Raw genomic sequence first — 13,875 nt, forward strand, 5'->3', positions numbered from 1 at the left:
ATTTTTTTATTTTTTTAATAAAACTTTCATCTTAATTCTCCATGTACAACAGCTATTTAATTCATAATATTATTTCTCCATTCGAAAAACACCGAATAATTTGATTTTTCTTATTTTTCATTTACTATCCCGTGATAATAGTTTAAAATAATTCATACAGTATTTTATTTAGAAAGGAAATATACATATGTATCACTATGTAACAGACATATAGTAACTGTAATGCATGTCGTGGACCTCCTCTTATATTCAAACTATAAAATATAACTTAGGAGGAATAACCATGAAGGATACTTTTTACCATTTTGTTAAACAAGCTAATCAACCTTTTCAAGGATGGAATTTCTCATTCATTGCAGATACTGGAAGACTAAGTGCAGAACCACTTCCGTGGAGCTATTCATCAATCGTATTACAATATATGCATTGTGTTGATAACATGCTTGATATGGGAACTGGTGGCGGTGAGTTTTTATCTTTACTAACCCCTCTTCCTGCTAGAACTGCAGCAACAGAAGGATATGCTCCCAATATCGCTTTGGCAAAAGCCAAACTAGAACCTTTAGGTGTATCTGTTCATACAATCGAAGATGATACACATTTACCATTTGCAAACGATCAATTTGATTTGATTATTAACAAACATGAATCATATTGCGAAACAGAAGTAAAAAGAATTTTAAAGCCAGACGGTATTTTTATTACTCAACAAGTTGGTGGATTAGATAATTTAGAATTAAACCACCTTCTTCATGCATATACTGAAAGTGAGTACAGTTATTGGGATTTGCAATATGCCTCCTCACAACTGAAACAATCCGGATTTCAAATCCTTAGACAACAAGAATGCTTTCCCAACCAGCGCTTTTACGACATCGGTAGCATTATCTATTATTTAAAAGCAATTTCATGGCAAATTCCTGATTTTTCGGTATCAAAATATGAAGAGCAATTACTTCATATCCATAACCACATTCAACAAAACGGATATATTGAAGTAAAAGCACATCGCTTTTACATTGTAGCTTCTTTTTAATTCATCGCCTCTCCAAGCTAAATCACTCTGCATGGAGAGGCAGTATGCGAGTAAAACCAAAAATGTTACCATCACTTGCAATATTTCTCATTTCATTGTAAAATGAAACCATAGAACACGATATGTAGACAAAACCACTTCACATATTATCAAGCATCAATAGGGATGATATGCGTTCCTTATGGGTTTTTGATAATATGTGAATTTTTATTTTCTTTAGAAATAAGACGGATCATATTACATTTATTTTCTTTATTTTTAGGAGGCAATTACCATGACATTAACAGGTAAAGTAAAATGGTTTAACAGCGAAAAAGGTTTCGGATTCATCGAAGTTGCAGACGGAAGCGACGTATTCGTTCACTTCTCAGCTATTACTGGCGATGGTTTCAAATCTCTTGACGAAGGTCAAGAAGTAAGCTTCGAAGTTGAAGAAGGCAACCGCGGACCTCAAGCTAAAAACGTTGTAAAGCTATAATTTAGACAATAAAAAGGTTGTTAACACGAACGGTTAACAACCTTTTTAATTATATAAACACTTATTTCACATAAAAGGAGTGATCTCATGTATCGTAATAAAAAGAACGACGTTGCAGAAGTAGCACCGGAAGAAATCCCAGTTTGGGAATGTGAGTCAGAGGAGTGCTTAGGGTGGATGCGAAAAAACTTTGCATTTGAAGAACACCCAAAATGTCCTTTATGTGGAAGTGAAATGAAAAGCGGAGAACGTTTATTGCCTCGATTGGGGTAAATTTTTTTGTAAGCACCTTGCAGAATATGCTCTGCAAGGTTTTTTTATACTTTCAAGTTTGACTCCATAACTCCCCCTCTTCAATTTTGGGACTAACCTCTTCTTGATCATAATAAGTTGTTATAGAGTAACATTTTAATCGCTGCGCTTTTCTTCTCATCTCTAATTATTAACTGAACCAATCAAGCACTGTGTCAGCAACTAGCTCCCAACTATATTCTTTTTTTCATAACCTTGAAATAAGAACGTTACTACTTAAAATTGAGAGATAAAAATGGAGTGTGATGTTATGGACCGGATTTGGCTTCCGATAATTGTTACGTTTTTTTCATTTGGCGGGTTGCTATTGGGCGGAATTGTCGGACTTGCAACAAGACGAATAATGGAAGAACAAACATTTCGCTTATACGCTCTTTGCGGGGGTATTCTACTTGGATTGTTACTATTTGAAATCATTCCAGAAACATATTCGAGTTATGAAATAATCGGTCCCATCCTCGGTAGTACCATTGGAATTTTAATGATGCGTTTAATAGATCACTACTGTCATCAGTTTATGATACATAAGAACGATCACCAAACATGGCAAACTTTTTTATTTCTTTCCTTTGCCATTTTTATTCACAATCTACCTAGCGGTTTTGCGTTAGGAACTGCTTTTACAACGCATCATGAATCCACTCTTTCTTTCTTACTAGCCATTATTATTCATCATGTTCCCGAAGGCCTTGCCTTAATTATCTCTTTCCTATTTACGCAGCATAAATATATACCTTTTATCTTAATCATCCTCTTTTTATCAAGCATTCTTGGTTTAAGCACTGCGCTTGGTATGATCATTAACAGTAAAACTATTCATTTACCCGGCTTAATAATGGGAAGCGCCATCGGTTCTTTAGGGTATGTAACAATCCATGAAATGCTTTGGAAAGCAAAACAGAACCTATCATTACTCTCTTTTCTTTCTTGGACTGTTGTTGGGTGTTTACTTATTATCGTTTTCATGCCCTATATAAATCATCATTAAAAGAGATCTTCCCTTACCATTTGTATATTTCACCTTTTTCTCCAAAACATAATAGTATCTCAATATGTAAGGAGGAAATTCCGTGTTTAAAAAATCTGCTGGTGAGGTACTGATTGATTTATTAATTGAATGGGGCGTCGATCACATATATGGCATGCCGGGCGATTCCATTAACTCTATTATCGAACCGCTTCGTAAAGCACAAGATAAAATTAAATTTATTCAAGTGCGTCACGAAGAGGCTGGTGCTTTAGCCGCTGCTTCTTATGCGAAATTAACCGGAAAACTCGGCGTATGTATGGCAATCGCCGGACCAGGTGCCATACATCTACTCAATGGATTATACGATGCTAAATTAGACCAAGCGCCTGTCCTCGCAATAACCGGTCAGATCGAATCAGATTTAATTGGAACTGGGTTTTTTCAAGAAGTAAATTTAGAAAGAATGTTTGATGACGTCGCCGTTTATAACCAACGTATCATGTCAGCGGAACAACTTCCTGCTGTTGTCAATCAAGCAATTCGTATGGCTTATACAAAAAAAGGTGTATCCGTTCTTACCATTCCAGACGACATTCAAAAATTTGAGGTCGATGCCAATGCACGGATTACCACACCTGGTTTTACGATGCCAGAGTTATTCCCAAAGCAGCATGACTTAGAAAAAGCAACTTCTGCATTAAATGAAGCAAAGAAGCCCGTTATTCTAGCAGGAAAAGGTGCAAGAGATGCAAAAGAAGCGTTACTTGCTTTTGCTGAACATATTGGAGCGCCTATTGTATTAACACTTCCAGCAAAAGGAGTAATTCCAGATGAGCATCCACTTTGCATTGGAGGGTTAGGTTTAATTGGGACAAAACCTGCATACGAAGCAATGCAGCACGCTGATACACTAATTATGGTCGGTACCTCTTATCCATTCACTGGTTTCTTGCCAGAAAAGGCCAAAACACTTCATATCGACACAGATCCAGCGCAAATTGGCAAACGTTATCCAACAGATATTGGACTTGCTGGTGATGCTGCTAAAACTTTAAAATGGCTCACACAAAATATTAAAAAGCACACAGATCATTCTTTTTTAGAACACCATCAAGAACTAATGAGAAAATGGGAAGAGAAATTGCACGATCAAGAAAACGAAACCTCCGTTCCCATTAAACCACAAAGTGTGATGCACGCACTGCAGCAAGTTGCACATGATGATGCAATATTATCAGTAGATGTAGGTAATGTAACAGTTTGGACAGCACGCCATTTTCGTATGACAAATCAACGCTTTATTCTATCAAGCTGGTTAGCAACACTTGGTTGTGGTCTTCCTGGAGCAATTGCTGGACAAATTGCTCACCCGAGTAAACAAGTTTTCGCCATTTGCGGTGATGGTGGATTCGGAATGACGATGAACGATTTTGTAACAGCTGTAAAATATAATCTCCCAATCATTGTAGTCGTACTAAATAACCATAAAATCGCTATGATTAAATTTGAACAAGAAGTAATGGGAAATGTTGAGTTTGGGACAGAACTTACGAATCCAAATTTTGCGAAATACGCTGAAATTTGCGGCGGAGTCGGTTACCGCGTTGAAAAACCTGAAGAATTGATGCCTGCTTTCGAACAAGCTGTAAAACAAAACAGACCATGTATTATCGACGTACTCGTTGATGTCAATGAAGCTCCAATGCCTGCAAAAATTACGTTTGCCCAAGCAGCCGGCTATACAAGGCACATGCTGAAAGTACTATTTGAAGAAGGAAAAATTGATTTACCGCCTTTATAAAACCAAAAGGATAAGGCAGTAGGTGTACTTTAATAACCTCTGTCTTATCCTTGATTACCTTAAAAATTCACCATAAATGGCTGATTCCCATCATCTAAACAATGTAAAATGCGCTCTTTGAAATTTTTCCATGTTACCATTTGAAGCGCTTCTTCAATTGAAAAATACCCAACTTCTAAACTTTCACTACTTGTTGTAAATTGTCCTCCAATTGGCTTACCGACGAACAAATGATTACATATACACTGTGAAACATTTTGATACACTCCGCAGTATTTCACGATTTCAATATCAATACCAGTTTCCTCTTTCGCTTCCCGAATGGCACCTATTGGGATCGCTTCTCCTTCTTCCACTTGACCACCGGGAAGCTCCCAGCCTCGCTTTGGACCTTTTAAAAGTAAAATTTCGTTTTTATCGTTTAACACGACTGTTGCAGCACTTACAATATGTTTCGGATAAGGCATACCTACTCCTCCTTTAGACAAATTGCTAACATTCTACATACAATGAATAGGCAGTACAGCCCAAGAACTAACAAGTGTTGTCTGCTTCCCTTCTATATGTAACACTTGCTGAGATGGATTTGCTGTATCGAGTAATTGCGGAAATATTTCTTTCACATACTGCTTATGAGAATCCGCATCTTTCCATAATGACAAAACAATGTAACGATTAGAAGAAAGAGATCTTCCAACAACGCCGCCCATCATCCCTTCTGCTCTCGCCAAACCTGGATTCCAAACCGTTTCTTGCATATGTGAAAATTGCTTTTCACTCTCTTGTTTCACATCACAAATTGCTACTCGTAAAAAAGAACTGTGTGCTAATGCTTCTACAAACGAAGTCTCCGTTATGTCAAATAAAGATTGAAATAATTCTGTTTCACATGATGTATACGTACTCTCTTGGTTGTTATCATTAAAAATCTTATCGTGTGATTCATTCATAAAGCTTTGGTACATTTTCATATTTTCCCATAAACTAACTATACAAGCTTCTGATTCATTCCATCCCCCGATTTGTCCGTAAAAACCATCTAATACCTTCAACTCGCTCCACTGTTCTTGAGCAACTGAAAATAATTCCTTTTTTTCGTCGCTTACTTTACAAATAATAGATTTAATTAACATACAAATTTCCCCCTTAATTCCCGCAAAAGCTTCATTAAAACCCAATACTTTTATTTTAAAGGGATTTGATAGAAATATCAAAATTTTAGAAATAATAGAATTACAAAAAAGAAATACATTTTTTATTACTCACAAAATTATCTTTTATTAAAGCTTATACTATACAATAAAGCATTACTTAAAATACTTACTACACCTATCCAAAATAGCCAATTTGTTGCGGTCAACCAAGAAACGACCATGATAAGTATTGCAGTAGCAATTGATCCACAATAGCCTATTCGGTTTCGTTTCTTGTTACGGTGAAACTTGTCTTTTGCCTGAGAGATAGATTGCTGGACCGTATTCTTTACATAATAGACTTTTTCCTTAATCTTATTTTCAGTATCTTTTGCTTTCTGATAAAAGATATTACTAATATAAACTTTACTCACAATTCCGTCCCTCCATATCGGCGTTTCGAAAACTCTGCCAAGACTTTTTCCTCATGGTTATCTAAGTTTAACTGCATCTGCTCATCAACTTCGAGATTTGCCTTTTCTTCAAAACCATCTTGCTCTTCACCATCGAAGCGATAGAGCTTTTGTAATAATCTCCAAAACGTTTCAATTTCATCAGTTGTGAAATCATGAAACATATCCGCTAAAAAATATGTGGACCTTTCGGAACAAGCAATTAACGCTTTTTTTCCTTCAGGAGTAATCTCAATATTGATCGAACGTTTATCCATTTTACTCGGCTCAGTTTTAACATATCCTTTTTTCACAAGGCCTGTAATTAACTTATTAGCGGTCTGCTTTGTTGTACCTAACTTTTTCGCAATATTAATAAGAGTCGTGCTTTCAATTGGCAAATGTGCAATAGCAATAAGAGCCATGTGTTGCCGGGAAGTTAATACCTCTAAATACTCATCCCCACGGGTTTGCACCTTATTGACAACCGAAAATAAAGTTGCATAACTTTGCTGCATAGCATGCAGTTCTTTCATTAAGAGATTTATATCCATATGTAGCTCCCTTCTATATTAGTCAGCATGTTGACTAATATAGAATACCACCCCACCAAGAAACATGTCAACATGGTGACTAAAAGCGGCTTTACTTATTAAATAAAAAAGTAGCAAAGGTATCTTGTCCCTTGCTACTCAATCAAATGTAAGTTCGATTTCAATAATCTCTGATCGGCTGCCAAGTCTTAACGGTGGTCCCCAAAAACCAAATCCAGAAGAAACAATTGCATGAAATGTATGTCTCTGTACATAACCCCAATCTAATTCATACATTCTTCTTGTAATGATATGATTCGGTGCCATTTGCCCTCTATGTGTATGTCCCGACAGTAATACATCAACACCTGCTGCTTCAGCTTGCTTTAACTCAAATGGCTGATGATCCATTGCGATGACGGGAAGACTTTTATCTACAGTGCTCATTAATTCCTCGAAACTTTTCCGATCTCGGTCCGTCTTATCTCTTCTGCCTACAATATAAAACCAATCTTCAATTTTCACAACTTCATCTAATAAAATATTTACATCAATCTTATTCATTTCTTGCAAAAATTCAGGAATCGCTCCGCCGTAATATTCATGATTACCTAACACCCCATATACGCCAAGCGGGGCATGCATTTGCTTCATCACTTGTCCCATATTCTTTTTTATAAAATACTCTGGATGATCATCAATAATATCTCCAGGTAAAAGTATAATATCCGGTTTCATATGATTTACATGCTGAACCAATCTTTTCAAATGAGACAAGCCAGACAACTTACCGAAATGCATATCTGAAGCCATTGCAATTCGAAGTGCCTTACGGGTACTATCTTTTTCAGGTACATGAATCTCGTATTTTCGAACGATTGGACTATACGCATTAAATGTTCCATAAACAAAAATAAGAACAAAAGTAATGAGAACGATCGTTCCAGTCCAAAAAATAGATTGTTCTTTCGGAAACGATAACCAATTTAAAATAAACACGGCTACATCCGCTATTGGTAAGAGTATGACCGCATATTGGATAACCGCAAACCAATAAGAACCAATTGTTCTAAGTGGTGAAGCATACGTAATCAATCGATCTAGAATATACGCGTATGATAATAGTCCAACTACAATCGCATAATATCCCCAAGATTGAATACCAAAAGTCGTATGAATCCAAACCCAGCCGTTCCAGCCAATGTAAAACATTAACAGCGTATATAGAGCAAATAAAATAAAAATATTTACTGCATTTCTCGTTTTCAAAGTATGCCTCCTCTTTTACAAGTTTTAATCACAAACATTTACATACTACACTCAATATAACAAATTACACTTAATATAACAAATATCCCTTTAAACCGTTAAGAATTTTATTTTGACACAAAAACTTTTATAATTCCACTAATACGCTGCAAAACAAAAAGAGATTAATTCATCATTTTTTACGAATCAATCTCTTTTTTCATTTCATATTTCAACTGGATGGATAAGCAACAGAACTCATATAACGTTCTTTTATAATTTTACGATGATGAAGCTCATGACCAGCAATAATGCATGCCAATGCCCGAACAGTGACTTCAGAGTTATTCGCAATCCCTCTTTGTGACCAAGCTTCTTCATCTAAACTTTTAAGTAAATGCACAGTTGATTGACGAACAACCATTAAGTTCGCAAGAAGATTTTGCATAGATTGCTTATCAAATGCTGCTCTAAGTACATACATATCATCATTATATCCAAGAAGTGACGCCGTCTCGCCTCTCGCTATCGAAAGAAGTCGATATGCCATAATCCGTTCAGTATCCGCAATATGACCGATTACTTCTTTTATGCTCCATTTATTAGGAGCGTACCGAAAAACTCCCTCACGATCAGAAATATCTTTCAATAAGAGGTTTGTCTCTTTCATTTGTTCTTCTAAAATGTGTAAAATATCGCCCTCTGGTAATAAGTTTATATACGTTGAATAATACGGATTATATTCATTTGCTTCCGGTCTCTTTTGCATTTTTACCACCCTTTTTATTTTAGCTTTATCATAAAATATTATCATATTAATCCGAAAAATTAAAATTCTAAAAGAAAAAGTAATTTACCCTATCAATAAGTTGAATAATTGAGTGATTTATATATTGTAAAATTAAAACAGATTCATTGAGTACGTTGGGCATTCTCCGCTTCTAATCTTGAAATTCAATCACTCTACAAAAAACTTTCTCAACCCTTAACCTATAGACGCCTCTACTATCAACTGCTAACATAATAAGTGAGCTCCTAACGAGTTTCATTATCTATCGAAAGGACCTGTTTCGGACGCAGGTCCTTTTTCTTTTTTATCCGATATACATAAAACTACATAAATGGTATAATTCACCTTAAAGATATAGTTAGAAAGTGAGGTAAAAATAATGAAAGTATCATATTGGAGCGGTAAAAAGGTACGATTAAGGGCACCCCGAAAAGAAGATATTCATTTATTTGAAGACTTAGATGATGAAATACTCAAAAACCTCGACTCCATTGCTTTCCCACGCACGAAAGAACATATCGAAGAGTGGATGGCTGACATCTCAAAAGGTTCTTCCCCTAACTGTGATGATTTTTATTGGATTGCCGAAGATCACAATAAAAACATAATCGGGACGATTGACGTCAGTAATTGCGATTCTAAAAACGGGACATTCGATTACGGCATATCTGTATTCCCTTCTCATAGAGGAAAAGGATATGCGAAAGATATGATTATAACGATACTAAAACATTACTTTTTCGAACTTAGATACCAAAAAGCAACTATTCACGTATATTCATTTAATATGGCTTCTATAAACCTTCATCGAAAACTGCAATTTGTTGAGGAAGGTCGCTTAAGAAATATGATTTATACAAATGGAACATTCTATGATGAAATCTATTTTGGAATTACGAAAGACGAATTCCAAGCGTTATATTTTCCTAAATGAAATTTACTTAATCCTATTACTTTTTATGGAGAGATTCAATTTGAATAAGTTAAAAAAATACTCTAAAGTGTATATAATGTTTTTTATTCTTCACGTTATATTTCTTATATTTTCTCCTAATAGAATAGTAGGTAGAACTGCCATTCAAAAAGATGATATAAAATTACACGTATACGCACAAACCACTACGGGAGCGCCTCAAAAAATAAGTAAGAGTGATTTAGCTATATTAAAGGAAAAAATTAAAGACACATACCCTAATGTAAAATCTACGGATATTGAACTTGAAGGTGACACACCATTCCATCATGTTGATGATCGAGCTTATATCGGAGAATTTACTGTATACGGAAAAGTTATAGGTACAACGCTAAATGAAACATCGAGAGAAAATACCGTGGCGGTTTTAAAAGTTTCTTATTGGGACATGCCTATGTTTTGGTACCTATTTCATTATGACTCATACATAACTAAGGTAACGCTATATATATTACTACCAATATTTCTGATTGCATTAGTAATAAGTATTATTTCTTTCATACCTAAAAATAGCTTTGATTAACGTTAAACATTAGCCACCTTACATGTATGATTACCTCTATTTCTCTATCCGTTTTAAAATGAAAACTGTGACTTTCATATTCAATATAATCCACCTGATAGAACGCTGAATAAATCGTTCTATTTATTTGAAGGAAATTACCGTTTTTTGGTATAATGAATAAAGGCATACTGGTTTAAGAAAGGTGATTTTCAATGCTGATTTTTGATGATATAAACACAATAGGAGCCCTTGCTTTTCTATTTTTTATGATTTATCTTGCAACCGACCCAAAAGACGTAGGCTTGCTAATGATTCCAGCTTACTTCGGTGGAATGCTAGTCACTCACTGGCTTGCTGAAAATGGATTCCAAGATACATATATTTATACGATTTGGATTGTAATCTACTCCCTTGTAATAATTTACCTTATCATCGCTTCAATTCGTCTAGGTATAAAAAACGTAGTATACATTAAAGAAAAAATAAGAAAACGTAAAGCTTTAAGGAAATAACGCAAAAAGAAACCGCCCTAACAGGCGGTTTTATTTACGCATATACTAAAGCCACGACCATATCGTCTAATACTTGCTCTTTGAGATGTATAAATGCCGTTATTTCTTCCTTCCAAATACGAAAATCTGTTAGAACCACGTAGCATACGAAGATCTTTTCATCATGTAACTGAAAAATTAGAATTACCTATAATTAGATTTCATGATCTCAGATATACATATGCTACCATGTTTTTATTCAAAAATCTAAACGTGAATATAAAACTTATTTCTGAAATTCGGTCATTCACAAATAAACACGACGCTCGAGACATAAGTTCATGCCGTTCCAGATATGCAAAAATCTGTAGCAGAAAAATTTAAAAAAGTATTTGAAAAAATGTGGCCAGAATTGTGACTACTGATTAATATCAGATGCTTAAATCTATTTCACCACAAACCTCGTCTTACTACATCCATCTTTCTGCTTCATTACTTCCAGTACTGCTGGCATTGCACTCTTCAATTCTTGTACGTGTGAAATTACACCGATAAAGCGACCTGATTTTTGAAGATCAATTAAAGCATCTACTGCTTTCGTTAATGATTCTTCGTCTAATGAACCGAAGCCTTCGTCAATGAACATTGTTTCAATTGAAATACCGCCTTCGTATGATTGGATGATATCAGCCATACCGAGTGCTAGGCAAAGCGATGCGTTAAATTTTTCGCCGCCGGATAATGTTTTCACGTCACGTGTTTGTCCTGTATAAGCATCATATACATCTAATCCTAAACCGCTTTGACGATTTCGTTTTTCGACACGTTCACTTCGTTTTAAGTAAAACTGACCGTTTGATAGTTTACGAAGTCGTTCATTGGCTACTTGAACAATTTGCTCTAAATATTCTATTAAAATGTATCGTTCAAATGAAATGCGGCTTTCGTTGTCACCCTTCATCACTTCATATAAATCAACGAGCTCTTGGAATGCTGTTTCTTCTTCATGTACTTGTTCATCAATGCGTCGAATATTTTCATGCAGATCAGAAATATATTCATTGGCACTGTTCGCACGCTGACGTTGTTCTTTTATAATATCAAGCTGAATTTCTAATTCTTTTAACTGTTCTACTAGCTCTGTTAACTCTGTCCATTCTTTTCCACGGAGCGCCTCTGATAATTCTTCAATTTGTTTCGTTAAAACTTCAAGCGCCCCGTAATACGATTGAATGTGTTGTTGCAAGCTTGTTCGCTCTGCGTCAGATAATTTAGCCTCAGTATATGCTTGCTGACTTGCAAAGCCGCTTGCTTCAAGTTCTTTCATGAAACGTACATACTGTTCTTCTTTTTTCTCTGTTCTTTGTGTAAATTGTTGCTGCGCTTGTTTATATACTTCTTCCACGCGAATTTTTTCATTCGTGCAACGCTGAAATTCATCTTGCGCTCTTTGCCATGCTTCTTGCAGACTGTGAAGTAAAGAAGCTTTCGTTTCATACGCTTGTTGCCACGCTTCTAATGTTTGCATCTCTGCTGGAATTTTTTCTTTGTCATTTTCATACGCTGTTCGCAGTTGAATCAATTCCATTTCAGAGCGATGCAATTTTTCTTCTACTTCACGTTTAGCACCCTGCAATTTATCTAATTGTTCATCTAGCTTTTGCAGCTGCGGTGATAGTTGTTTGCGTTCCTCTTCAGTCGCTTTTAATTCGTTTACTTCTGCAGCTAATTGTTTTCCTTGCTCGATTAATGTTTGATACACATTTCCTAACTCTGATACAGAGTACCCGCGACTCTGCACTTCTTTACATAATTCTTCATATTGCCTTTTATAAAAATTACATTTTTCTTCTATTTGAACAAATTGCTTTTCAGCTTGCACTTTTTGTTCACGAAGGTTATTTAACTGTTCTTCATCAACAGACAATACTTGTTCAGTCGCTTTATTCGGGTGAGCAGTACTGCCGCAAACTGGGCAAGGTTTACCATCATGTAAATGAATCGCTAACTGACCAGCTTGTTCGCTTAACCATGATTTCTCCAAAGTTTCATACGCTTGCTGAGCAGCACTCACCTGTTCGAAGGTAACCTTTCTTTCCTTCTCATACTTTTGCACTTCTTGCCACACTTGGTAAGTATCTTTTAATACTTTTGCATCTTCACGCATACGGCTTAACTGCTCTGCTTTTGTTATATATTGCTCAAGTGCTTGTTCCATCTGTTTTAGCTTACTGGCAAGCTGTTGTTTTTGTGCACTACCGAGTTCTTGCTGCTCCTCTAATTTACTTATCTCACGCTTAAATTGCTCCATTTGTTTTTCTGACGACGCTAATTTTATTTTTTTATCAGCAAATGTTGCAATTACTTCTTTTAATTCTTCTAACATTTGAATGTTTCGCTTCGTATCTTCACGGACCGTTTCATTGTTTTTTTCTTGTTTGTACTGCTGCTCTGCACGTTCATAAGCTAGTACTAGTTGTTCTTGTTTGCCAGCCATTTGCTTCATATATTGCTCAGCTTGCTCTGCGCTTTGCACTGCTTCATCATACCATTGTTCAAATGGTAATAATCGGTTTGCTTGCTCGGCTTGTTTAAATTGTTGTTCTTTCATTTCAATAGAAGAACGTTCCTGCCCTAATGAATCATAACGATTTTGTTTTGTTTGCAAATCTTGTAATCTATCATTCAAAGCTTTCGCTTCATGATAACCTGTTTCAGCTTCTTTTAATTGCTTTAACTGCATGGATTCTTGTTGTTCTAATTGCTTTGCTTGTTTTTCATAAAAATCCATTTCTTGTTGAAGCGCCTCTACTACTTGATGTGTATTCACGTGTTCTTGATTTGCTAATATTTCAAGCTGTGCACCATCTCGCACAGGAAGCTTGAAAACGTTACGAAAGTACAATTCGCGTTCTTTTTGCTTTTCTTGCAGAACATCTTTCCATTCTTTACGCTTTTGATCTAATAACTCTCTCATTAATTTGTATCGATCTGTTTTAAAAATGCGGCGTAAAATTTCCTCTTTATTTTCTGTTTCAGATGTTAACAGTTTACGAAATTCACCTTGTGGGAGCATCACAATTTGACTAAATTGATGTTTACTAAGACCAATTAAATCTTCCACTTTTTTGTTTACATCCGTCACATGGAAGC

At 35.5% G+C, this 13,875-nt stretch carries 15 protein-coding genes; 8 read left to right on the forward strand and 7 right to left on the reverse strand.

What is annotated here, in order from left to right; translation table 11 throughout:
• Nucleotides 1–283: 283 nt before the first annotated feature.
• From V7024_RS05390 to V7024_RS05410, 5 genes are all read left to right on the forward strand, one after another.
• On the forward strand, nt 284–1,036 hold the full coding sequence (locus V7024_RS05390) for a class I SAM-dependent methyltransferase (protein WP_335516687.1): 753 nt from the start codon (nt 284–286) through the stop codon (nt 1,034–1,036).
• Nucleotides 1,037–1,310: 274 nt separating this feature from the next.
• Nucleotides 1,311–1,514 (forward strand): cold-shock protein CspD, encoded by a 204-nt coding sequence (gene cspD, locus V7024_RS05395; protein ID WP_335516690.1) that lies wholly within the window; start codon nt 1,311–1,313, stop codon nt 1,512–1,514.
• An 87-nt stretch (nt 1,515–1,601) separates the two neighbouring features.
• Nucleotides 1,602–1,787, forward strand: coding sequence for a cold-shock protein (locus tag V7024_RS05400; RefSeq protein ID WP_020061359.1), 186 nt, complete (start codon nt 1,602–1,604; stop codon nt 1,785–1,787).
• Nucleotides 1,788–2,076: 289 nt separating this feature from the next.
• Nucleotides 2,077–2,814, forward strand: a complete 738-nt coding sequence (locus tag V7024_RS05405; protein WP_335516693.1) for a ZIP family metal transporter — start codon at nt 2,077–2,079, stop codon at nt 2,812–2,814.
• A gap of 82 nt (nt 2,815–2,896) precedes the next feature.
• On the forward strand, nt 2,897–4,597 hold the full coding sequence (locus V7024_RS05410) for a pyruvate oxidase (RefSeq protein WP_335516696.1): 1,701 nt from the start codon (nt 2,897–2,899) through the stop codon (nt 4,595–4,597).
• Between the two features lie 59 nt (nt 4,598–4,656).
• Here V7024_RS05410 and V7024_RS05415 read toward each other — a convergent pair whose 3' ends face one another.
• From V7024_RS05415 to V7024_RS05440, 6 genes are all read right to left on the reverse strand, one after another.
• Complete coding sequence (locus V7024_RS05415; RefSeq protein ID WP_335516699.1) at nt 4,657–5,064, reverse strand: NUDIX hydrolase; 408 nt, start codon at nt 5,062–5,064, stop codon at nt 4,657–4,659.
• 33 nt (nt 5,065–5,097) lie between these two features.
• Nucleotides 5,098–5,730 (reverse strand): YdbC family protein, encoded by a 633-nt coding sequence (locus V7024_RS05420; RefSeq protein WP_335516701.1) that lies wholly within the window; start codon nt 5,728–5,730, stop codon nt 5,098–5,100.
• 137 nt (nt 5,731–5,867) lie between these two features.
• Nucleotides 5,868–6,164: a hypothetical protein gene (locus V7024_RS05425; protein WP_335516704.1), complete on the reverse strand. Its 297-nt coding sequence runs from the start codon at nt 6,162–6,164 to the stop codon at nt 5,868–5,870.
• The gene (locus V7024_RS05430) at nt 6,161–6,736 is read right to left on the reverse strand and encodes a MarR family winged helix-turn-helix transcriptional regulator (protein WP_335516707.1); all 576 of its coding nucleotides are present in this window, start codon (nt 6,734–6,736) and stop codon (nt 6,161–6,163) included. Before V7024_RS05430 ends, V7024_RS05425 begins: the two co-directional genes overlap by 4 nt.
• A 138-nt stretch (nt 6,737–6,874) precedes the next feature.
• Nucleotides 6,875–7,927, reverse strand: coding sequence for a metallophosphoesterase (locus V7024_RS05435; protein ID WP_335516718.1), 1,053 nt, complete (start codon nt 7,925–7,927; stop codon nt 6,875–6,877).
• Between the two features lie 268 nt (nt 7,928–8,195).
• Nucleotides 8,196–8,732, reverse strand: a complete 537-nt coding sequence (locus tag V7024_RS05440; RefSeq protein WP_335516710.1) for a DinB family protein — start codon at nt 8,730–8,732, stop codon at nt 8,196–8,198.
• A gap of 400 nt (nt 8,733–9,132) precedes the next feature.
• On the opposite strand from V7024_RS05440, the gene V7024_RS05445 reads away from it, so the two are divergent.
• The 3 genes from V7024_RS05445 (at nt 9,133) to V7024_RS05455 (ending at nt 10,743) form a co-directional block, all read left to right on the forward strand.
• On the forward strand, nt 9,133–9,687 hold the full coding sequence (locus tag V7024_RS05445; RefSeq protein WP_098919189.1) for a GNAT family N-acetyltransferase: 555 nt from the start codon (nt 9,133–9,135) through the stop codon (nt 9,685–9,687).
• A gap of 40 nt (nt 9,688–9,727) precedes the next feature.
• Nucleotides 9,728–10,249: a transposase gene (locus tag V7024_RS05450; protein WP_098919188.1), complete on the forward strand. Its 522-nt coding sequence runs from the start codon at nt 9,728–9,730 to the stop codon at nt 10,247–10,249.
• Nucleotides 10,250–10,443: 194 nt separating this feature from the next.
• Nucleotides 10,444–10,743, forward strand: coding sequence for a hypothetical protein (locus V7024_RS05455; RefSeq protein ID WP_438824439.1), 300 nt, complete (start codon nt 10,444–10,446; stop codon nt 10,741–10,743).
• A gap of 424 nt (nt 10,744–11,167) precedes the next feature.
• Here V7024_RS05455 and V7024_RS05460 read toward each other — a convergent pair.
• A partial coding sequence (locus tag V7024_RS05460) for an SMC family ATPase (protein WP_335516716.1) occupies nt 11,168–13,875 on the reverse strand: 2,708 nt, incomplete at its 5' end.

The organism is Bacillus sp. JJ864 (genome assembly GCF_036963045.1).
Classification (GTDB): domain Bacteria; phylum Bacillota; class Bacilli; order Bacillales; family Bacillaceae_G; genus Bacillus_A; species Bacillus_A pseudomycoides_C.

Coding starts and splice junctions, on each gene's coding strand:
- V7024_RS05430 (WP_335516707.1), bottom strand. CDS start 6,736: ATGGATATAAATCTCTTAATGAAAGAACTGCATGCTATGCAGCAAAGT.
- V7024_RS05420 (WP_335516701.1), bottom strand. CDS start 5,730: ATGTTAATTAAATCTATTATTTGTAAAGTAAGCGACGAAAAAAAGGAA.
- V7024_RS05440 (WP_335516710.1), bottom strand. CDS start 8,732: ATGCAAAAGAGACCGGAAGCAAATGAATATAATCCGTATTATTCAACG.
- cspD (WP_335516690.1), top strand. CDS start 1,311: ATGACATTAACAGGTAAAGTAAAATGGTTTAACAGCGAAAAAGGTTTC.
- V7024_RS05400 (WP_020061359.1), top strand. CDS start 1,602: ATGTATCGTAATAAAAAGAACGACGTTGCAGAAGTAGCACCGGAAGAA.
- V7024_RS05435 (WP_335516718.1), bottom strand. CDS start 7,927: ATGTTTTACATTGGCTGGAACGGCTGGGTTTGGATTCATACGACTTTT.
- V7024_RS05405 (WP_335516693.1), top strand. CDS start 2,077: ATGGACCGGATTTGGCTTCCGATAATTGTTACGTTTTTTTCATTTGGC.
- V7024_RS05455 (WP_438824439.1), top strand. CDS start 10,444: ATGCTGATTTTTGATGATATAAACACAATAGGAGCCCTTGCTTTTCTA.
- V7024_RS05445 (WP_098919189.1), top strand. CDS start 9,133: ATGAAAGTATCATATTGGAGCGGTAAAAAGGTACGATTAAGGGCACCC.
- V7024_RS05390 (WP_335516687.1), top strand. CDS start 284: ATGAAGGATACTTTTTACCATTTTGTTAAACAAGCTAATCAACCTTTT.
- V7024_RS05415 (WP_335516699.1), bottom strand. CDS start 5,064: ATGCCTTATCCGAAACATATTGTAAGTGCTGCAACAGTCGTGTTAAAC.